This is a genomic window from Salipaludibacillus sp. HK11, from assembly GCF_047795645.1.
Lineage (GTDB): Bacteria > Bacillota > Bacilli > Bacillales > Salisediminibacteriaceae > Salipaludibacillus.
Map to the genome: position 1 here is coordinate 1,844,766 of NZ_CP181045.1, position 18,868 is coordinate 1,863,633.

The following is an 18,868-nucleotide window of genomic DNA, read 5'->3' on the forward strand; positions in this document are numbered from 1 at the left end:
CGCTTTTACATAGGATCAATTGTCTTGAGGTTTAACTGTCAGATACCAAAAGAATCCTATTTAATAAAATTCTTAATACAAAAAGGAGAGAATGACATGATTTTTAAAGTATTTTATCAAAAAACATTAACCGAAATCCCAGTAAGAGAACGAACAAATACTCTTTACATCGACGCATCAACTGAAGAGGAAGTTCGAAAAAAACTTACGGATCGTAAGTACAACATTGAATTCGTTACGCCATTATCTGATGAGGCCCTTGCTTACGAACAAGAAAATAATCTTGATTTCCGATTGGAGAATGCATAGATTATGAAGGCTAAAAATCATCAAGTAGCAATATTTGCTCTCGGCGGTCTGGGCGAAATCGGAAAAAACATGTATGGAGTTCAATTCCAAGATGAAATTATTATTATCGATTCTGGAATTAAATTTCCTGAAGATGAATTACTTGGCATTGACTATGTGATACCTGATTATACGTATTTAGTGAAAAATGCTGATAAAATTAAAGGTCTTTTTATCACCCATGGTCACGAAGATCACATCGGCGGGATTCCATATTTATTAAAAGAGCTAAACGTACCTATATACGGAGGGAAACTTGCTCTAGCTTTAATCCGAAATAAGTTAGAAGAGCATGGCTTACTAAGAACTGCAGAACTTCATGAAATTAATGAAGATGACATTATCAAATTCCAGAAAACTTCCGTTTCTTTTTTCAGGACAACACACAGTATTCCTGATTCGTTTGGAGTTGTCGTTAAAACACCATCTGGAAGTATTGTCCAAACAGGAGATTTCAAATTTGATTTTACTCCAGTTGGGGAACCGGCAAATTTATCAAAAATGGCGAAGATTGGTGAAGATGGTGTCCTATGTTTGTTATCTGACAGTACAAACAGTGAAGTCCCGGGATTCACTATGTCTGAACGAAAAGTCGGTGAAAGTATCGACGCCATTTTCAGAAAAGTAGATGGTCGAATTATTTTTGCGACTTTTGCATCAAATATGTATAGGTTACAGCAAGCTGTAGAATCAGCAGTCAAATACGAAAGGAAAGTTGCTGTATTTGGACGAAGTATGGAATCAGCCATCAGAATTGGTAGAGAGCTTGGTTATATTAAAGCACCTGAAAGTACATTTATAGAATCATCACAGTTAAACAAAGTTCCTGCCGATCAATTATTAATTCTTTGTACAGGCAGTCAAGGTGAACCGATGGCCGCGCTATCTCGAATTGCACATGGTACTCACCGTCAAATCCAAATTTACCCTGGAGATACGGTTGTTTTCTCATCTTCACCGATACCTGGGAATAATTTAAGTGTTAGTAAAATCATCAATCAGCTTTTCCGCGCAGGCGCCGAAGTCATTCACGGATCATTAAGTGATATTCACACTTCAGGTCACGGTGGACAAGAAGAACAAAAGCTGATGCTTCGACTTATGAAGCCTAAGTACTTCTTACCTATTCACGGAGAGTATCGCATGCTAAAAATGCACACAAAGCTTGCGCAAGATTGCGGTGTACCAGAAGAAAATTGTTTCATTATGGACATTGGTGAAGTTCTAGCACTAGACAAAAACGAAGCTGGTCTAGCAGGAAAAGTTCCTTCCGGCTCTATCTATGTTGATGGAAGTGGAATTGGAGATATTGGAAATATCGTTCTACGTGATAGACGTATTCTATCAGAAGAAGGACTAGTAGTTGTCGTCGTTAGTCTCAACATGAAAGAGTTTAAAATTGCATCCGGTCCTGACATCATTTCAAGAGGGTTTGTTTACATGAGAGAGTCAGGAGATTTAATTCATGAAGCACAAAAGAAACTTGACGTTCATCTGAAAAGTTTGATGGGAAATAAAACAACACAATGGTCAGAAATTAAAAATCAGATTACCGATACCTTAGGACCATTTTTATACGAAAAAACAAAACGTAAACCAATGATTTTACCAATTATAATGGAAGTATAATTAAATTCTAACGAGTAGGAATAACACATTCCTGCTCGTTTTTTATTTCTTTACTTTCTTGATCGTTTTGTAACTTTATATGATCATTCCCCGTCTAACAATGCGAAGAGGCAGAAAAAGAAGGGGGAACGTAGTTATGACTAGAATAAAACGCAATAGATTTATATTTCCTTCACTACTTATTCTATTTTTCATCGGGTTTCTTTCTGCATGTAGTAGTAACAATGAAAGTGATAGCGATGCTTCCTATGATGTGGCAACAAACGATTCAGAGAATGGATTCGTTGAAGCTGAAGATGAACAAGCAAGTTCGGGAGAGGTAGCAAATGTTGAGGAAGGCGAACAATCTGAAGATTTACAATCAAGTGAGCGAATGGTGATTTACAATGGTGATATCTCGATTGAAGTCAATGATTTTAATGATGCCAGAATCCATATTCAAGATGAAGTAGATCAACTAGGCGGATTTGTTGTTGAATCTTCCGTCTATCAACAAGGAAGTGAAAATGACAGACAAAATGGGATGCTAATTGTGAGAATACCTCAAGAATATTTCCATTCGTTCCTCAATGATTTAGAAACAACTAGCTCAAAAGTATTAGAAAAGGCTACAAGTGGAAATGATGTAACCGAAGAATTTGTCGATTTAGAATCACAACTCCGCTCGAAAGAAACCGTTGAAGAGCGTTTGCTTGCATTTCTAGCAGAAGCAAACAATACGGAAGATCTCCTTTCCATCTCAAATGATCTATCAGACGTTCAAGAAGACATCGAACGGATTAAAGGTAGAAAGTTGTATTTACAAAATCATGTAGAATTATCGACAGTTACCATTCATATACAGGAAAGATCAATAAATGTATCGAGTTTACAAGACCAAGAATCATTAAATACGTTACAGCATGCACAGAGCTTATTCATGGACACAATAAACGTTATCATTTCAGTTTTTTCTCGAGCATTTGTATTGTTTGTAGGATTATCACCAGTAGTAATTCCACTTGCTGTTATTGGAATTAGTGTTTTTATCTTTTATAAACGACGAAAAAATAACCAGGAAACTGATGAATTATAATGTAAAAAAAGATGGCCTCAAAAGTACGAGGCCACTTTTTTTAATACTTTAAGAATGTTTAACTTCACTAAAGGATTAAAGTATAAGATAAACTAAGACTTTCGCCATGAAGTACTTGGCGACAACCCAAGTTTTTCTACTATCATCAATCTTCATCATCAAATAAATCGTCTTCCATTTGGTTAATATCTTTATCTGCACCGATCACAATCACAATATCATTTTTTTTAAGCTCTTCCGTAGCCGCTGGTGATACATTAATATCATCTTCTCGTTTAATTGCCATGATGTTGCACCCGTATTTCGCGCGGATATCCAAGTCGATTAAAGTGCGTCCATCCACTGTCTTTCCTGCAATTAACTCAACAATACTATATTCATCAGACAGTTCTAAGTAATCCAGAACGTTTTTTGAAACAATATTATGGGCAATACGAATCCCCATATCACGCTCAGGATGAACCACTTTATGTGCCCCGATTTTATTTAACACTTTCTCATGATAATCATTCTGTGCTTTAACCGTTATATGGTTAACTCCTTGCTCAACTAGCATTAATGTAGTTAAAATACTTGATTGAATATTGTCCCCTATCGCAACTATTACATGATCAAAGTTACGGATTCCTAAACTTTTCAAAGTATTCTCATCTGTCGTATCCGCTACAGCAGCATGAGTCGCAATCGAAGCGTATTTATTGATCTTGTCTTCATCCGTATCAATAGCAAGGACTTCCACTCCTTGCTCACTTAAAGCACTACAAATACTCCCCCCAAAACGACCTAAACCTATGACGGCAAATTGTTTTTTCATTCTGATCCCCCGATTTTCTCACTTCACTTTTCTTCTATCATACAGAGAAAAACATTTAGTTTCAATTAGAGTATATCGTTATATTGAAAAAAAGTGGCAAAAAATCCTTCACTTGGTTTGAAACCATGTATAAGTGGTAAGTGGCGTGGGGGGGGATTTCAACTTGCCTTACAGTGTAGCTTGCCCAGGTTTCCAATCAGCTGGACAAAGCCCACCTGTTTGAAGCGCTTGAAGTACGCGAAGCGTTTCTTCTACATCTCGCCCTATGTTATTGTGGTTTACAACAGAATACATTAATTCACCTTCGGGACTAATAATATACAATCCTCGAAGAGCTACCCCTTCATCTTCAATTAGCACTCCGTAGTCACGAGAAATTTGGTGGTTGGTATCTGCTGCTAATGGGTAATCTAAATCTCCTAGTCCATTATCGTCACGATCTGTATTTATCCACGCAAGGTGTGTGTGTACTGTATCAGTAGATACACCGATAACTTCTGTATCTAAATCCTCAAACTCATCATATCTATCACTAATAGAAGTGATTTCCGTTGGGCATACAAATGTGAAATCCATCGGATAAAAGAAAAGAACTGTCCATTTATCCTGCTTCATATTTTCCTCTAAACTCACTTTTCCGAATTCTTTATTCGGCATTACAGCGTCCATCTCAAATCTCGGTGCTTGTTTAGCTACCATTCGCTTTTCTGTCATGTCAACAATCCCTCCAGGAGTATTATTATTTTATGACACTGATTATCTTCCGTAAACTACGACGGACATAATAAGTGCCTTCTCTTATCATGTCCATCTCATTCTTTTCTGAAACTCCGATGGATCTTGAAAATAGCCCGTTTTTTTTAGAAACCCTATACGTTTAAAGACCCTATCGATTGTGGTAAACTCTAATATGGACTTAAAAAACATCTTGGAAGGAGTATTACATATGCAAGCATGGATTGAAGCGATTAATTGGACAGAAATAGGTACAAAAGCATTAACAGTCGGTCTCCAATTAATTGCAATTGTCATTGTATTTTTTATCATCCGATCTATTGGGAGAAAATTTATTTCTAATACTTTTGCAAGAATGAGCAACCAGAAAAACTTCTCTGCGAGTCGCTCAAAAACATTGGAAAAATTAGTGAATAACCTTTTTTCTTACGTATTAATATTTATTTTGATCACATTTATTGTCGGAATCTTTGAATATAACATAACTGGACTGATTGCCGGCGCTGGTATTATAGGGCTCGCTGTCGGATTTGGTGCCCAAGGCCTTGTAAGCGATGTTGTCACTGGTTTTTTTATTTTATTAGAAAAGCAACTTGAGGTAGATGAATATGTCACTGTCTCTGGTTTAGATGGTATTGTTGAAGAAGTAGGTTTACGTACAACAAAAATAAGAGGTTTTGACGGTACCGTCCATTACATTCCGAATCGGGAAATCGGCACCCTCAGCAATCACTCGCGCTCCAATATGAGAGCATTAGTTGATATGAGTATTAGTTATGGCGACAACATTGACGAAGCCATGAGAGTCCTTCAACAAGCTTGTGACCAAATTGCACAAGAAGACGAGTTGATTAAAGAGGGCCCTCACGTTGTCGGTGTGCAGAACTTAGGAGATAGCGAAGTAGTCATTCGCGTCATTGCTCAGACAGCGAATATGGAGCAATGGGGCGTGGAAAGAAAATTACGTCAGGCCATGAAAGAAGCTCTTGATGCGAACAATATTGAAATTCCGTTTCCACATCAAGTTTTTATTAATAAGGAAGCTTAAAGCGCATAACCTTCACAGACATACTTAAGACCTGACAGCTAAAAATAGCTATCAGGTCTTTTATTATGATTGAGCCTGTATTGATTGATCGACCCGCTGACACACTTGATCAGCCGTTAATCCCTGTGCTGAGACTACCGCCGCATTTGTCGTCGTATCGGCCATTCCCATCACATTTTCTTGCTGACCTGAAACAACACAGCAGTCACAGCCTGATGCATCTTGTTCATTTTGTAAAGAAACAACTTCATGTCCCTGTGCCTGCAATGCTTGTTCGATGTCTGTTAATGAAGATTCAACACCTACTCTTGCCATTAAAATCGCCTCCTTTTATTTACGCTAGTAGTATCACCACTAGACCAGACGATATACAAAAAATGAAGGCGAATCTTGTTTTATAGCAAAAAAACAACGATAAGTATCTACCTACTAGTAATAAACTCAGTTAAGTAGTTAACCGCTACTGACAATGCTCTTTCATCAGCATTTAGTTTATTTGAATGAAGACCGTGCTCACTGTCGACACCTAGCCAAAACATCACCCCTGGAATTTCTTCAAGGAAATACCCGAAATCTTCTCCTGTCATCGCCTTATCACAAACTTTAAAATCAACATGGGAAGATGCCTGTGCAAACTGAATAAAGGAATTTGTCAACTTCTCTTCATTATAGACTTGACAGTAGTTTGCACCATAATCAATTTTACAGTCACAGAAAAAACTTTCCTCAACCCCTCGAGCCATTCCTTCAATTCTTGATTTAATTTTGTTCATTGACTCAATCGATAACGTACGAATCGTCCCTTCAATTCGTGCACGTTCAGCAATAATGTTCTGCTTCGTACCTGCTTCAATTTTTCCAACAGTCACCACTGCTGAATCCAAAGGGGAAATATTTCTTGCAACTATCGACTGCAGTTGCGTCACAAAATGACTAGCCGCTACTACCATATCTTCAGTCATATCTGGATACGCAGCATGACCGCCTTTCCCAAGAAAATCGATAAACAATTCGCTCGTATTAGCAAACAGAATCCCCGGTTTTGTAGCAATAGTTCCAACTGGGTGTTCTGGAGCAATATGAAGCGCATAGATTTCATCCGGTTTCCAAGACTGAAATTGATTCGAAGCAAGAAGAGGTTTTGCTCCACCAGGGCCTTCTTCTGCCGGTTGAAAAACAAAGACGACATTTTGTTTCGGTTGGTTAACTGCAAATTCTTCAACCAAGGCTAGACCAATCGTCATATGGAAGTCATGACCACATGCGTGCATCATACCTTCATGTTTTGATGAAAAAGGTAGATTCGTTTTTTCAACAATTGGGAGACCATCTATATCCGCACGATACCCGATCGTTTTAGTTGGCTCACTTCCAGTAATCTTGACAAGTACACCCGTTTCCCAAGTCGTGTATTCCAGAAAACCCTGTGAACATTTATTAATTACGTCAAGAATAAAACGCTGTGTCTTCGTCTCTTTGAAACCAGCCTCCGGAATTTGATGAAGCGCTCGGCGTCGTTCCACCAAGCGCTCCTGTAAATGATTCGTATTCATTAGTTATTAAGCTTTCTAAGTTCTTGCTTAATTTCTGTTTTACCTCTTGTCTGATCGTCTATTTCTTTAATAACTTTGGCTGGGGTACCTGCAACAACCGTATTTGGCGGTACATCCTCCGTTACAATTGCTCCTGCTGCAACAACCGAACCTTTACCGACTGTTACACCTTCAAGGACAACAGCGTTCGCACCAACTACAACACCGTCTTCCACGATCACTGGTTTAGCAGACGGTGGTTCAATGACTCCAGCTAATACAGCTCCGGCACCGATATGACAATTCTTTCCTACAGTAGCTCTTCCACCAAGAACAGCATTCATATCAATCATTGTACCTTCTCCGACTACAGAACCAATATTTATCGATGCACCCATCATAATGACAGCAGAATCACCAATAACAACTTGTTCACGAATAAACGCTCCTGGCTCAATACGAGCATGGATATTTTTCATGTCTAGCAAAGGAATCGCGGAATTTCGACGATCGTTTTCAACAACGAAGTCTTCAATTTTTGCTTCATTCACTTTGATTGCTTCTTGAATATCTTTCCACTCACCAAAAAGCACACCTGTATTTCCTTGAATAAATGATTTCGTATTAGCACCGAAATCAATGCCATCCACGTCACCTTTAATATGTACTTTTACCGGTGTTGACTTTTCTGCATTCGAGATAAAACTAATAATTTCATTTGCATCCATTTGTTTCATGAAAAATTCCTCCTTAAATTAGATCACAACTCCTATTTATCATAGTCATTACAACAAAAAAATGCAATCGTTGTGTTTCTTTTATTTCATTTACTCTGTTTTACTATTTAAATTTGGTATTGAGCATATCAATTCAACAAAAATTAGTAAATAAAAGACACCCCCTAAAGGGCATCTTTGCAGTTGTGATTATGTTAAGACCTTTGTAATAAATACCGTTGTTTCTTTCGCTAAATCCACTTCATTAAAGATAAAATCATCCCCATCTGGACGAAAAGTTCTGACAATAGGCCGTTGAGGCAAGCCTTTATGCTGACCTGTGACTACACCTATCGATCCGTTACTCAGTTTCACTTGTGCCCCAGATGGATAAAAGGCGATACATCGCAAGAACTTCCACACTACGTTATGATCATAACGGACATTAGTAAGTCCCATGATCCTCTCACAAGCTTCGTGCGGAAACAATCCAGGATCCGACTCATTTTCAGAAGTTAAATGATCGTAGTCGTTTGCTACTGCAACAATTTTTGCTAAGAAATGAATATCGTTTCCTGACATTCCCCGAGGCTTTCCTGAACCATCGACATTTTCATGATGAGCTAGCGCGATATGAGCAGATAGTGTGCTCACGTCCGGCGCCTTCCTTAGTAAATTGAAACCTTTCCAAGAATGATGTTGCATTAACTCATCACTTTGCTGATAGCCTACTGGGACATCACTTTTTTTTACTTCTGCAACTAATTTCCCTACATCATGTAATAGTGAGCCAACAGCTAATTCTTGAATCCGTGGTTTTGATAGACCTATTTGAACAGCTACCATAACTGACACAATACAGACATTCACTAGATGTACGAAAAGATGATTATCTTTCGTGCGAATATCTGTCAAATGAAATAAAACATCCGGATTAGCCATCACCTCTTCAATCATTTGATCAACAACATTGCTAATTGATTTTCCGTCAATTTGCTTATCTTGTTGGATAAATTGAATCGAATTGGCCAATGTTGCAACCGCTTTTCGTCTGGTTGTCTCAGAAACTACTTCTTCAATTTCGACTTCCTCAAAACGATCATCTTTAACAAAAATAGAAGTCACACCCATTTGGCGCAATTTTGAAATAAGTCCAATTGTTAATGTAACTCCGTCATTTAGAAGGATACGTCCATCACTACCAAAAATATGTTTTCCTAATTTTTCACCTTGTTCAACTTTATCAATAGATACGTACCTCATGACTATCCCTCAAACTTTCTTTGAAATCATTTCGAATTATATTGCTCCGCTATTGCAAGAAGTTTTTTTTCATTGAACCCGACCACTTGTTTTTCCCCGTAACAAGTGAGTGGCGTTCCAATTGGGTTAATTGACTTCCATTCTTTAAAATCCACCTCATTATGAGACACGTTTCGTTGATGGGGTTCAATCCCATGCCCCTTGAAAAAATCAAGAACTTTCTCACAATAAGAACAGCCCTCACTAGTAAAAACTACTACATTGTTCGTCATTTGAATCCCCCACCTTGTTTTCAAAACTATTGTCAGCAGACATTTCAGTATTTATTTCAACACCTAGTCTTTTTCTTGTATAAATAAATGATCTCCCCACAATGAACGTAACAATTTCATCTCTCTTTATTGTACTGAATAACAAACGGAAAAAAATGATGTTAACTTTTTAAATCAATAGGACTATAATCCTACTAAAAGAATATATCTTATTTATTTTACTATAAATAACCTATATATTAAAGTTTGCTTTTATAAAGAAAGACCTTAATCATTGATCACCTTGCTCTTTTTCCACACCTTTTATTTTTTCTTCCATATAAATACTTCTCGTTGGAAAGGCAATTGACACACCTTCCTCTTCAAGTATATTCATAATTTGTAAATTCACATCTTGTTTTATTTCCATATACTCTACCCACATTGTGGAGTTCGTGAAGAAATAAAGAAAAATATCTAGGCTACTATCATTAAACTCGCTAAAACGAACTATAATGATATCTTGGTTAATATCTTCTCGCTCACGAAGAAGTTTATCAATTCGATCGACACAAGTTTGAATTTTGTCCCTAGGAGTTGAATACAACACACCTAAGTTAAACGTAATTTGCCTTTTCCCCATTTTAGTCCAATTCTCTATCGGCTCATTGGCAAGCGTCGAGTTTGGCACCACCACTAACGAATCAGAAAATGTACGTATTTTAGTGCTGCGAAATGTAATATCTTCGACAAATCCTTCTACCGAAGGAGTACTCACCCAATCCCCTAAGGTAAACGGTTTTTCCGTAATAATTACGACACCACCGAAAAAATTTCCTATAGAATCTTGCGCTGCAAGCGCAAACGCTAATCCGCCTAAACCAAGACCTGCAATAAAACCGCTGACATCATACCCCCATTCACTAGCAACAATACTTAGTATCATCGCAACCAAGGCAAATCGAATGATTTTAGAAAGGAACGGCACGACAATTTGATCAAATTGAATATCTAATCTTTCGCCTACTTTTGAAAAAATAATTGAACTAGATGCAGATAAATAATATAATCCCCAGCCAATATGAATGATCACTAACGTTCGAAAAAGATGATGAATCGTTTCATCAAATCTATCCGGTAATAAATATAAAAAGGCAAGATAAAAACCAATCACCACAAAAAAGGATCGAAGAGGTTTTTCAAAAGCCAATAAAATGTTAGTGACCCACTCAGTTGGTGCTTTTCTTGATAAATATAATATCAGCTTAAATATATACGTTGTGAAAATCTTCCTAAAAAGTAAAAATAGCAATAAAATACCTACCGAAATTGTTGCATCACGCCATGTGAGTAATGTTAACCAGTCAAACATAGTTTTCTCCTTTAGATACTTATTCGATTACACTTTTTAAAAAGGAACCCTCTAAATGATTACTAGAGAGTTCCAACTCTTCATCCTTTTTCTTGACCTGGCACTACTGTGACAGGACAAGGTGATAAATGCAATACACCATAGCTCACACTTCCTAAGATTGCACTAACAACAGGTCCGTTTCCTCTTGAACCCATCACAATACTAGTCGCATGGGTTTCCTTTGCTTCTGTAGTAATCTCGATAGATGGAATACCTATTCTCATCTTAGTCGAATACGGAACTTTTCCTTCTACAAATGCAATCGCTTCTTCTAATTGACGTTTGGCATTATCCTTTACTTGTTGCCCCCATTGTTCATCATCCGTAACTTCCACGGAAAAATTTGCTTCTCTTTTCGGCTGAACATTCAATAACAATAACTTATCCTGATAATTTACTGCCATCATTATAGCAAAATCTAATGCATTTAAAGATTGACTCGATCCGTCAACAGGTACAATAATCATTTTTTTACTCCCTACTTTCTTTATGAGAATCATCATACTATTTATTTTTGCTCGCAAATCCTTACTAATTTTTCAAAATTCCTTAAAGTAAAAATTCCAGACTAGCTTTCTTTTCATATTAACTTGAAAATCAGTAAGTGTAAATGATATAATTTGGCATCATATTACATAAAAGAAGGTACCCAATTATGAAAAAACAATTCGCAATTATCGGTTTAGGACGTTTCGGCACAAGTATTTGTAAGGAATTATTCCACATGGGGCATGAAGTCCTTGCTATCGATAAAACCGAGAAAAAGATAGAAATGGCTGGTGCATTTGCAACACAGACGTTATTATGTGACGCGACCGATGAAACAGAACTAAGTAAAATCGGAATTCGTAATTTTGAACACGTCATTGTTGCGATCGGTGATGATATTCAAGCGAGTATATTGTGCACGCTACACTTAAAAGATTTTAATATACCTAGAGTATGGGTAAAAGCACAAAATGATTATCACCATAAAGTATTAGAAAAAATTGGTGCTGATCGAATCTTCCATCCTGAAAAAGACATGGGTAACCGAATTGCATCATTCCTTACTTCTGAAAAAGTTATTGATTACATTGATTTATCAGCTGATTACAGTATTGTTGAAGTCCTAGCTAGCAAAAAAGTAAATGGCAAGTCTCTTATTGACCTAAATGTGAGAGCTCGCTTCGGTTGTACTATTTTAGCAATTAAACAAAATGGAAAAGTGAATGTAACACCAGATCCAAGTGAAAAGCTTAATCAAGGTGACATTTTTATAGTCATTGGAAATAAACAGGATTTAATGCGTTTTCAAGAAGCAGCCCTCTAAACCCAGGTGATCTTGTATTCAAATTACCAAAGCTCAATTTAGCTTGTCACTTTTCTACTATAACAACAGTGATAATTTTTTAAATTTACAAAATTGTCAAACTTTTTCAATGATCGCGGTTTCATTTATTGTTTTTCCATGGTTTAATATAGTATAGGGATTCAAACTATTTCAATTTGATTTAAACCATACGATGGGGGGAGATCACATGAATGCGATTGAATTAAGCAATGTTTTAAAACGCTTTTCAAACGGCTCTGAAATGACACTAATATTTGAAAATATGAATTTTTCTGTACGTAAAGGGGAACTCATTGTCATATCAGGAAATGAAAAGACTGGAAAATCTACTTTATTACGAATGATTGCCGCTATGACTCCTGCAAATAAAGGAACTGTTGAAGTATTCGGTCAGGATTTAATTAGTATTAGAAAGCGTACAGAATGGCGTTTGGAGAATATCGGTTACATCAATGAAGAAGGTTGCTTAATGCCTTATTTAACTGCAAAACAAAATTTAATGCTCGGTCTGGACACGGAAGATCCTCGGTTTGACGAAGTAGAAAAGAAAGCAACAAATATCCTTGTTGATCTAGGATTTTCGAACGAAAAGCTAAACGATTCGATTGAGGGACTAGATGATAAACATCAAATATTAGCAACGATTGCAAGAATTCTAATGACAAATCCAAAAATCATATTAGCAGATGAACCGACAAAAGAATTAAGTGGCGATGACGGTAAGGTTGTGCTAGACAAATTATTGAACTTTACTAAGAAACAGCAATCAACTGTCATCATCGTTACAAACGATGATTCCATTCACAGTCGAGCAGACCGACATTTTACTGTTGAAAACTACCAGTTGGTGGAAAAGAATAAACAAGAGCACGTTCATTAACGCCTGCATTCGCCCACATCAAGGTTGTGGGCTTTTTATTTTGATATGTCACTTCTTCAAATAATAAGAAAACATAGTTCCGTTAAGATCCATTTGAACCACTATAAATAATTGCCAATATCGTTAAGACGGTGTATGTCAGCACAACGCCGCCAGCACCGACAAGTAAAATAAGAATCGCTGCTTTTTGAACTTTTTCCATTTGATTCACTCACCTTTATACGTATTGTCCTATTTCCTTAATAATAACTTACCATAACGAGTATGAAACATGCTATTCACTTGTTCTTTTAGTATCCTAACAATAAAGCTATAAAGAAGAAAACACCAAATCCTGTGCCAAAAATAAGAAGTCCACCAAGCCACATCAATCTTTTCTTTAAAACTCCTGGATTTTGTTGTTTTTGTAATTCCATCTTTGTATCTGCTAACACTTCAATTAAGTTACTCGAATGCCTACTTCTCTTAATATGTAATTTGACCGTATGTTCATTCTCTTCTTTAAATTGCGATTCTTCCCACTCCATTTTGATTTTTTCATTTGAACCCTCTATCTCAAAGTAAATTCTTTCCTCACCTTCTATCCTCTCTGCGACAAATGGAACCTCATACTTCCACAAGTGATATTCCAACAAGTGCTCCACGTTATTTTTCGATGTACTATAAATGATCAAATTATTTTTATTTCCTTTTATTGGAAGAATGACGACTGAAAAGACGAACAAAGCACCCGCAACCCAAAAGATCCAATCCCCCATCAAATCCCCTTGAAAATACATAATGAAAATAAAACCGACTACTGCTAAAACAGTCTTAATCCAGTTATCTTTGTAGTAAACACCATTTTCCAACTTGATCTGAAACCAATCAACAACACCAGAAAAGAAAAAAATTAATAAAAGAACCAATAAACCTATATATGCTTGCATCGTGACAACCTCCATTTTTTATAAATCGAGTCAATCGCCCACTCACGTTCTCTCTTGCAAACATATTGTAATACAAGATGAATGGTCAAAAGAGGTGAAAAAAATGAGTGAAAGAAATAAGCGAGAAATAAAACCAATAACAGAACAACCATTTGGCGACATTTTACAATCGATGGACGGTTTTTTTAATCAAGCGATGAAACATTTGCATAGTCCACCATCCATTCCTGTCTACCAATACGAAACAAAGAATGAGTATATTATTGAAGCCGAATTACCCGGAATTAAAAAAGATCAAATTAATTTGGATATTTTTCAGAACTACATTAAAATCGGTATCAAAAACGAAAGCTTAACAGAAAAAAAAGATGGTCAAAATCAAACAACTGAACAATACTATCGATTTCAGCGAGCTGATCGAGTAGTCACTCTTCCCTTTGCAGTGAATCAGTCCGAGATTAAAGCTAGTCACTCACAAGGTCTACTAACGATTCGTATTCCGAATAAACGAAAACGTATACCAATCGACTCTAAGGAGGTATAAGTGATGTTTTTTCAACAGCCAAACAACCACCATCCGTTTCCGAATGCCTATCATCAACAATCTTATTATCCACCAGAGCCTCCACCACAATATTGGTCAGGTCCACAACCTGGTCCAGGACCTTATTATCAACAACCGCCATATCATGGATACGCACCACCGCAACATCCTGGTCCTTATTCGCAATTTGGACAGCAAGTACCGCAACAAAAACCGCCGTCCAAATTTATGAACGCGTTCCAATCTGCAGACGGAAAGTTCGATTTTCAAAAAACGATGACAACGATGGATCAAGTGGTGAAAACCGCCTCGCATGTCAGTCCGCTCGTTAAACAAGTCGGAGGATTCTTTATTAAAAAGCCGTAAATGGGAGAGTACCGCTCTTCCATTTTTTTCTCGTCATCCTTATAAACAGATATAATTAATTTAAACCTTGTGTATGATAGAATAAAAATAGAATACAAAGGAGTTGGTCGTAATGAATCAAACAATCGAGACAATTTTGAACCATCGATCTATCCGTAATTTTAAAGATCAAGCATTAACAGAAGAACAAGTAATCCAAATAGTCGAAGCGGCACAAATGGCTTCTACGTCAAGTTATATACAAGCCTATTCCATTATTGGTATTGAAAATAAAGAAACGAAAGCCAAGCTCGCTGAACTTTCTGGAAATCAACCATATGTCGAAAAGAATGGTCATTTTTTTGTTTTCTGCGCCGATCTCTATCGTCATACCATTGCTGCTGACATGGAAAAGACAGACATTAAGCCTGCTATTGAAACAACCGAGAAATTTATGGTTGCTGTCATCGATGCAAGCCTCGCTGCGCAGAATGCAGCAATTGCTTCTGAGTCTATAGGGCTTGGTATGTGCTACATAGGTGGATTACGAAATGAAATCGAAAAAGTTTCAGAGCTACTACAACTTCCTAATTATGTCATTCCACTGTTTGGGATGGCTGTTGGGGTCCCTGATGCAGAAACCGATCAAAAACCTAGGTTTCCGGTAGAGAGCATCTATTACAAAGAGTCCTATCCAACGGATCGACAAGCGATAATGAAGGATCTTGTTACATACAATCAAACAATTTCCGCTTATTACTCCGATCGTACAAATGGCGAACGAAAAGATAGCTGGACAGAGCAAATGACTCGTATGCTCAGCACACCTCGTCGGACTCAGATAAAAGATTTTGTCCAAGGAAAAGGTTTTCTAAAATCATAGAATTAATGGTAGCTTCACTGTTATACTATTTTAGACAGTAGATTTTACTTAAACTATTTAGGGGGATCGCTTATGACTAAAAAGATGAACGTCGAAAGCTTTAATTTAGACCATACAAAAGTAAAAGCTCCTTACATTCGATTAGCTGGTACGACTGAAGGGGCTAACGGAGACACAATCTACAAATACGATTTACGCTTTTGCCAACCAAATCAAGATCATATGAATATGCCAGGCCTTCACTCATTAGAACACATGATGGCCGAGTTCAGCCGCGATCACCACACACAAATTGTTGACGTTAGTCCGATGGGATGCCAAACAGGCTTCTACCTTTCAATAATTAATGATGACAGCTATGATAACGTCCTAGAGCTACTAGAGAAAACGTTACATGATGTCCTTAAAGCAACAGACGTCCCTGCTTGTAATGAAGTACAATGTGGATGGGCTGCATCTCACTCCTTGGAAGGTGCAAAAGAAATCGCCCAAGGAATGCTTGACAAAAAAGGAGAATGGACAGAAATTTTCGCTTAATTTCTCTTGAAGTAACAAATTTCAATTTATTCACAAAAAAAAATAAATAAATAAGCTACGGAAGTCCGTAGCTTATTTATTATGTAAATACAATTATTATAACTGAGAAGTACTCAAATGAATAACCACTGCGATTAGCTTGAATATCTTGATCTCCTTCTGAAAAAGTGCAAGACGCTTACAATACATTCTTATAGATTCTTCTCCATTGTCACATGAGGAATGTTTGCCTCGTAAAAACTATCTGAAATAGTCGAATAGTTTAAGCTTTTGTAAAAGGGCTCTGCATGAATTTGCGCATTCAACTTCAACGATTGCAAATTGTTCTCTTTTGAATACACTTCCATCTTTCTCATAATATCAGCCCCCACACCTTTGCCTCTCTCATCAGATAAGACGCACACTCTTTCTGCCTTCGCTACAGATCCATGAATACGCAGTCTTCCAGCACCTACAGGGCACTCTTCCTTATAAGCGATAAAGTGAATGGATTGCTGTTCTTTCTCATCGACCTCTACTTCTTCCGGAACGCCTTGTTCAACTACAAATACTTTTCGCCTAACGTCATATACATGTTTTAGCTCTTCTTTTGTCTTTGCAACTTTAACTAGCGTCATTTCCCTTCTCCCCTAACATGAACGTTTCGTAAACTGTCCATATACCATTATCAAGTTTACACAGCAAAGAAAATCGATCGATTGTTTCTTCATGACTAATCGACTCTAACTTTAACCGACCGAACACATCCGATAATTCATCATAATTCATTTCTTGTCCTATCGTAATATGAGGTACAAAAGTGTGTTCTGAATCATTTTCCATTAAACCAGTGTTCAGGTTATCATGCAATGAAATCATCTCTTCATTCTCATGAGCCTTCATATAAATCGTATTTGTCACTGGATAGAACGAACTATACTTGTAAACATTTAACGTGAACGGATTTGCACTTGCAGAAACCTCTCGAAGATACTTAACTAGATCTTTCACTTTTGCCTCATCCATTTCAAAAGGCTCTTTCAAAGTCAAATGCGGTGGAACTTTTGCATATTTTGTGTCATATCTCTTCCGATAAGAATTGGCAATATCTTGTAATTGTTTAGATGGGAACACAGCAACACCGTATTTCATGACAACTCCTCCTCGCAACAATAAATTTTCTAATTTTCCGCTCTGGTATTATATAATGTTGGTATTATCATTTTTCTATTCATTCAGTTAACCTGGTTCTGTTCCCTTTCCGCATACGAGATTTAGCAATTCCACCGTGAAACAAGAGGTGAAAAGCTTCGTTCGCTACTTTATAAAACACGTTAAGTATTTGTTTATCATAATATAATTCTCTATACATTTCAAAAATCCTTCTATTTTCAGAGAAGCTCTGGCACCTCTAACAATGATTTACAGATTAGAGAATAACATAAGTAAATCCTTGAAAAGCACTTCCCCTCACAAATATGCTAAACTAATAGGGGAGCTGATTTAATTATTCTCAAAGGAGTGACGTACATGTCAATGTCCAATAAAGAGCCAATAAAAAGCCATATTGTTGAAAAAGCAGCCCGTGACCTGCTTACAGAGCGTGGAGTCGAAATCGCTGCGATTGCTCAAATTGTTTACGATATGCAAATCCAATATAACGATACTCTCTCAATGGAAGATTGTGTAGTAAGCGTCAATGCAGTATTAGAAAAGCGAGAAATTCAGCATGCTATTTTAGTCGGTGTTGAACTCGACAAATTAGCTGAACAAAAAAAATTATCAGAACCACTACAATCCATCATAGAAATGGATGAAGGCCTTTTTGGTGTCGACGAAACGATTGCCATTGGCTCTGTATTTGGGTATGGAAGCATAGCAGTAACAACTTTCGGTTACTTAGATAAAGAAAAAGTAGGTATCATCAAAGAACTTGATACTAAACCTGGTGATAAAGTCCATACGTTTCTTGATGATCTTGTCTGTAGTGTGGCAGCAAATGCATCAAGCCGTCTTGCCCACCGTATTCGAGACCGGCAAGAAAAATTAAAAGATGAGGAAATAGATCATCGAGATGAAGAGGAACGAATAGGTTAAAAGAAGATTGAGGTTAACTATGCGCGTTAACCTCTTGGTAACCTTTCTCTTGAGCTTCCAACTTGATTCTTGTTTTTGTCAATGGTATTCTTTCAAACAGCGATCAAACATTTATGAGGTGAGCATGTGATGGGAAAAAAACCAAGGTGGATTTATTGGAAACAAATTTTCACATCCAAATTCCAAGCTAGTTGCCTAAAAGCTAAAATAGAAGATAATTGGATGAATGGATATGAAGTTGGGCCACTCGTGGAAATCCGTAAACTAAAGGATAATCGCTACGTCGTACGATATACATATGACGAATAAACCACTTCATAAAGATAATCTTCAACTTTATTTCTATTTTCCATAAAACTGTTGACTTCATTTCGTTTTTCTTATATATTAGTACTTGTCGTACTAAATACGACCCGTTAGCTCAGTGGGAGAGCACTTGCTTGACAGGCAAGGGGTCACTGGTTCAAATCCAGTACGGGTCACCAATCCTTACATATCAACGGTTTTAGCTATATT

General features: G+C 37.0%; 24 protein-coding genes and 1 tRNA gene. 13 read left to right on the top strand and 12 right to left on the bottom strand.

Features of this window, described 5'->3' with window-relative positions; all coding sequences use genetic code 11:
* The first annotated feature begins 96 nt into the window (after positions 1 to 96).
* The 3 genes from ACM26V_RS09100 (at position 97) to ACM26V_RS09110 (ending at position 3,052) form a co-directional block, all read left to right on the top strand.
* Positions 97 to 309: a DNA-dependent RNA polymerase subunit epsilon gene (locus tag ACM26V_RS09100; protein WP_416151102.1), complete on the top strand. Its 213-nt coding sequence runs from the start codon at positions 97 to 99 to the stop codon at positions 307 to 309.
* A 3-nt stretch (positions 310 to 312) separates the two neighbouring features.
* A complete protein-coding gene (gene rnjA / locus ACM26V_RS09105; protein ID WP_416151103.1) occupies positions 313 to 1,977 on the top strand; it encodes a ribonuclease J1 in 1,665 nt (554 codons plus the stop codon).
* 136 nt (positions 1,978 to 2,113) lie between these two features.
* The gene (locus ACM26V_RS09110) at positions 2,114 to 3,052 is read left to right on the top strand and encodes a DUF4349 domain-containing protein (protein WP_416151104.1); all 939 of its coding nucleotides are present in this window, start codon (positions 2,114 to 2,116) and stop codon (positions 3,050 to 3,052) included.
* Positions 3,053 to 3,197: 145 nt separating this feature from the next.
* Here the strand turns inward: ACM26V_RS09110 and ACM26V_RS09115 are convergent, their stop codons facing one another.
* Both ACM26V_RS09115 and ACM26V_RS09120 read right to left on the bottom strand, forming a co-directional pair.
* Positions 3,198 to 3,866, bottom strand: coding sequence for a potassium channel family protein (locus ACM26V_RS09115; RefSeq protein ID WP_416151105.1), 669 nt, complete (start codon positions 3,864 to 3,866; stop codon positions 3,198 to 3,200).
* A gap of 168 nt (positions 3,867 to 4,034) precedes the next feature.
* The gene (locus tag ACM26V_RS09120) at positions 4,035 to 4,580 is read right to left on the bottom strand and encodes a peroxiredoxin (protein WP_416151106.1); all 546 of its coding nucleotides are present in this window, start codon (positions 4,578 to 4,580) and stop codon (positions 4,035 to 4,037) included.
* Between the two features lie 232 nt (positions 4,581 to 4,812).
* Between ACM26V_RS09120 and ACM26V_RS09125 the strand changes: the two genes are divergently transcribed.
* Positions 4,813 to 5,649, top strand: a complete 837-nt coding sequence (locus tag ACM26V_RS09125; RefSeq protein ID WP_416151107.1) for a mechanosensitive ion channel family protein — start codon at positions 4,813 to 4,815, stop codon at positions 5,647 to 5,649.
* A 63-nt stretch (positions 5,650 to 5,712) separates the two neighbouring features.
* Here the strand turns inward: ACM26V_RS09125 and ACM26V_RS09130 are convergent, their stop codons facing one another.
* The 7 genes from ACM26V_RS09130 to ACM26V_RS09160 form a co-directional block, all read right to left on the bottom strand.
* Positions 5,713 to 5,964, bottom strand: coding sequence for a YkuS family protein (locus ACM26V_RS09130; RefSeq protein WP_416151108.1), 252 nt, complete (start codon positions 5,962 to 5,964; stop codon positions 5,713 to 5,715).
* Positions 5,965 to 6,071: 107 nt separating this feature from the next.
* A complete protein-coding gene (locus tag ACM26V_RS09135) occupies positions 6,072 to 7,202 on the bottom strand; it encodes an N-acetyldiaminopimelate deacetylase (protein ID WP_416151109.1) in 1,131 nt (376 codons plus the stop codon).
* On the bottom strand, positions 7,202 to 7,918 hold the full coding sequence (dapD, locus tag ACM26V_RS09140; protein WP_416151110.1) for a 2,3,4,5-tetrahydropyridine-2,6-dicarboxylate N-acetyltransferase: 717 nt from the start codon (positions 7,916 to 7,918) through the stop codon (positions 7,202 to 7,204). The genes ACM26V_RS09135 and dapD overlap by 1 nt, the downstream gene beginning before the upstream one ends.
* Positions 7,919 to 8,107: 189 nt before the next feature.
* A complete protein-coding gene (locus tag ACM26V_RS09145) occupies positions 8,108 to 9,160 on the bottom strand; it encodes an HD-GYP domain-containing protein (RefSeq protein WP_416151111.1) in 1,053 nt (350 codons plus the stop codon).
* Positions 9,161 to 9,186: 26 nt separating this feature from the next.
* Positions 9,187 to 9,432, bottom strand: coding sequence for a glutaredoxin family protein (locus tag ACM26V_RS09150; protein ID WP_416151112.1), 246 nt, complete (start codon positions 9,430 to 9,432; stop codon positions 9,187 to 9,189).
* Between the two features lie 271 nt (positions 9,433 to 9,703).
* Positions 9,704 to 10,783, bottom strand: a complete 1,080-nt coding sequence (locus ACM26V_RS09155; protein ID WP_416151113.1) for a mechanosensitive ion channel family protein — start codon at positions 10,781 to 10,783, stop codon at positions 9,704 to 9,706.
* Between the two features lie 80 nt (positions 10,784 to 10,863).
* On the bottom strand, positions 10,864 to 11,292 hold the full coding sequence (locus tag ACM26V_RS09160) for a universal stress protein (RefSeq protein ID WP_416151114.1): 429 nt from the start codon (positions 11,290 to 11,292) through the stop codon (positions 10,864 to 10,866).
* Positions 11,293 to 11,480: 188 nt separating this feature from the next.
* On the opposite strand from ACM26V_RS09160, the gene ACM26V_RS09165 reads away from it, so the two are divergent.
* Together ACM26V_RS09165 and ACM26V_RS09170 are read left to right on the top strand one after the other, a co-directional pair.
* Positions 11,481 to 12,137 (top strand): potassium channel family protein, encoded by a 657-nt coding sequence (locus ACM26V_RS09165; protein ID WP_416151115.1) that lies wholly within the window; start codon positions 11,481 to 11,483, stop codon positions 12,135 to 12,137.
* A gap of 208 nt (positions 12,138 to 12,345) precedes the next feature.
* On the top strand, positions 12,346 to 13,038 hold the full coding sequence (locus tag ACM26V_RS09170; RefSeq protein WP_416151116.1) for an ATP-binding cassette domain-containing protein: 693 nt from the start codon (positions 12,346 to 12,348) through the stop codon (positions 13,036 to 13,038).
* 290 nt (positions 13,039 to 13,328) lie between these two features.
* Here the strand turns inward: ACM26V_RS09170 and ACM26V_RS09175 are convergent, their stop codons facing one another.
* A complete protein-coding gene (locus tag ACM26V_RS09175) occupies positions 13,329 to 13,967 on the bottom strand; it encodes a hypothetical protein (protein ID WP_416151118.1) in 639 nt (212 codons plus the stop codon).
* Positions 13,968 to 14,070: 103 nt separating this feature from the next.
* Here ACM26V_RS09175 and ACM26V_RS09180 point away from each other — a divergent pair, with 103 nt between their 5' ends.
* From ACM26V_RS09180 to ACM26V_RS09195, 4 genes are all read left to right on the top strand, one after another.
* Positions 14,071 to 14,511: an Hsp20/alpha crystallin family protein gene (locus ACM26V_RS09180; RefSeq protein WP_416151119.1), complete on the top strand. Its 441-nt coding sequence runs from the start codon at positions 14,071 to 14,073 to the stop codon at positions 14,509 to 14,511.
* A 3-nt stretch (positions 14,512 to 14,514) separates the two neighbouring features.
* Positions 14,515 to 14,877, top strand: coding sequence for a YppG family protein (locus tag ACM26V_RS09185; protein ID WP_416151120.1), 363 nt, complete (start codon positions 14,515 to 14,517; stop codon positions 14,875 to 14,877).
* Positions 14,878 to 14,989: 112 nt separating this feature from the next.
* Entirely contained in the window at positions 14,990 to 15,739 is a 750-nt protein-coding gene (gene nfsA / locus ACM26V_RS09190; RefSeq protein ID WP_416151121.1) for an oxygen-insensitive NADPH nitroreductase, read from the top strand.
* Between the two features lie 72 nt (positions 15,740 to 15,811).
* A complete protein-coding gene (locus ACM26V_RS09195) occupies positions 15,812 to 16,276 on the top strand; it encodes an S-ribosylhomocysteine lyase (RefSeq protein WP_416151122.1) in 465 nt (154 codons plus the stop codon).
* 191 nt (positions 16,277 to 16,467) lie between these two features.
* Here ACM26V_RS09195 and ACM26V_RS09200 read toward each other — a convergent pair whose 3' ends face one another.
* Positions 16,468 to 16,893, bottom strand: coding sequence for a GNAT family N-acetyltransferase (locus ACM26V_RS09200; RefSeq protein WP_416151123.1), 426 nt, complete (start codon positions 16,891 to 16,893; stop codon positions 16,468 to 16,470).
* Complete coding sequence (locus tag ACM26V_RS09205; RefSeq protein WP_416151124.1) at positions 16,880 to 17,407, bottom strand: YjcG family protein; 528 nt, start codon at positions 17,405 to 17,407, stop codon at positions 16,880 to 16,882. Before ACM26V_RS09205 ends, ACM26V_RS09200 begins: the two co-directional genes overlap by 14 nt.
* Before the next feature lie 384 nt (positions 17,408 to 17,791).
* On the opposite strand from ACM26V_RS09205, the gene ACM26V_RS09210 reads away from it, so the two are divergent.
* From ACM26V_RS09210 to ACM26V_RS09220, 3 genes are all read left to right on the top strand, one after another.
* The gene (locus tag ACM26V_RS09210; RefSeq protein WP_416151836.1) at positions 17,792 to 18,352 is read left to right on the top strand and encodes a phosphatidylglycerophosphatase A; all 561 of its coding nucleotides are present in this window, start codon (positions 17,792 to 17,794) and stop codon (positions 18,350 to 18,352) included.
* Positions 18,353 to 18,481: 129 nt separating this feature from the next.
* Positions 18,482 to 18,661: a hypothetical protein gene (locus ACM26V_RS09215; protein ID WP_416151125.1), complete on the top strand. Its 180-nt coding sequence runs from the start codon at positions 18,482 to 18,484 to the stop codon at positions 18,659 to 18,661.
* Between the two features lie 101 nt (positions 18,662 to 18,762).
* Positions 18,763 to 18,837 (top strand) — tRNA-Val (locus ACM26V_RS09220).
* Positions 18,838 to 18,868: the final 31 nt, after the last annotated feature.

Coding starts and splice junctions, on each gene's coding strand:
- ACM26V_RS09100 (WP_416151102.1), top strand. CDS start 97: ATGATTTTTAAAGTATTTTATCAAAAAACATTAACCGAAATCCCAGTA.
- rnjA (WP_416151103.1), top strand. CDS start 313: ATGAAGGCTAAAAATCATCAAGTAGCAATATTTGCTCTCGGCGGTCTG.
- ACM26V_RS09110 (WP_416151104.1), top strand. CDS start 2,114: ATGACTAGAATAAAACGCAATAGATTTATATTTCCTTCACTACTTATT.
- ACM26V_RS09115 (WP_416151105.1), bottom strand. CDS start 3,866: ATGAAAAAACAATTTGCCGTCATAGGTTTAGGTCGTTTTGGGGGGAGT.
- ACM26V_RS09120 (WP_416151106.1), bottom strand. CDS start 4,580: ATGACAGAAAAGCGAATGGTAGCTAAACAAGCACCGAGATTTGAGATG.
- ACM26V_RS09125 (WP_416151107.1), top strand. CDS start 4,813: ATGCAAGCATGGATTGAAGCGATTAATTGGACAGAAATAGGTACAAAA.
- ACM26V_RS09130 (WP_416151108.1), bottom strand. CDS start 5,964: ATGGCAAGAGTAGGTGTTGAATCTTCATTAACAGACATCGAACAAGCA.
- ACM26V_RS09135 (WP_416151109.1), bottom strand. CDS start 7,202: ATGAATACGAATCATTTACAGGAGCGCTTGGTGGAACGACGCCGAGCG.
- dapD (WP_416151110.1), bottom strand. CDS start 7,918: ATGAAACAAATGGATGCAAATGAAATTATTAGTTTTATCTCGAATGCA.
- ACM26V_RS09145 (WP_416151111.1), bottom strand. CDS start 9,160: ATGAGGTACGTATCTATTGATAAAGTTGAACAAGGTGAAAAATTAGGA.
- ACM26V_RS09150 (WP_416151112.1), bottom strand. CDS start 9,432: ATGACGAACAATGTAGTAGTTTTTACTAGTGAGGGCTGTTCTTATTGT.
- ACM26V_RS09155 (WP_416151113.1), bottom strand. CDS start 10,783: ATGTTTGACTGGTTAACATTACTCACATGGCGTGATGCAACAATTTCG.
- ACM26V_RS09160 (WP_416151114.1), bottom strand. CDS start 11,292: ATGATTATTGTACCTGTTGACGGATCGAGTCAATCTTTAAATGCATTA.
- ACM26V_RS09165 (WP_416151115.1), top strand. CDS start 11,481: ATGAAAAAACAATTCGCAATTATCGGTTTAGGACGTTTCGGCACAAGT.
- ACM26V_RS09170 (WP_416151116.1), top strand. CDS start 12,346: ATGAATGCGATTGAATTAAGCAATGTTTTAAAACGCTTTTCAAACGGC.
- ACM26V_RS09175 (WP_416151118.1), bottom strand. CDS start 13,967: ATGCAAGCATATATAGGTTTATTGGTTCTTTTATTAATTTTTTTCTTT.
- ACM26V_RS09180 (WP_416151119.1), top strand. CDS start 14,071: ATGAGTGAAAGAAATAAGCGAGAAATAAAACCAATAACAGAACAACCA.
- ACM26V_RS09185 (WP_416151120.1), top strand. CDS start 14,515: ATGTTTTTTCAACAGCCAAACAACCACCATCCGTTTCCGAATGCCTAT.
- nfsA (WP_416151121.1), top strand. CDS start 14,990: ATGAATCAAACAATCGAGACAATTTTGAACCATCGATCTATCCGTAAT.
- ACM26V_RS09195 (WP_416151122.1), top strand. CDS start 15,812: ATGACTAAAAAGATGAACGTCGAAAGCTTTAATTTAGACCATACAAAA.
- ACM26V_RS09200 (WP_416151123.1), bottom strand. CDS start 16,893: ATGACGCTAGTTAAAGTTGCAAAGACAAAAGAAGAGCTAAAACATGTA.
- ACM26V_RS09205 (WP_416151124.1), bottom strand. CDS start 17,407: ATGAAATACGGTGTTGCTGTGTTCCCATCTAAACAATTACAAGATATT.
- ACM26V_RS09210 (WP_416151836.1), top strand. CDS start 17,792: ATGTCCAATAAAGAGCCAATAAAAAGCCATATTGTTGAAAAAGCAGCC.
- ACM26V_RS09215 (WP_416151125.1), top strand. CDS start 18,482: ATGGGAAAAAAACCAAGGTGGATTTATTGGAAACAAATTTTCACATCC.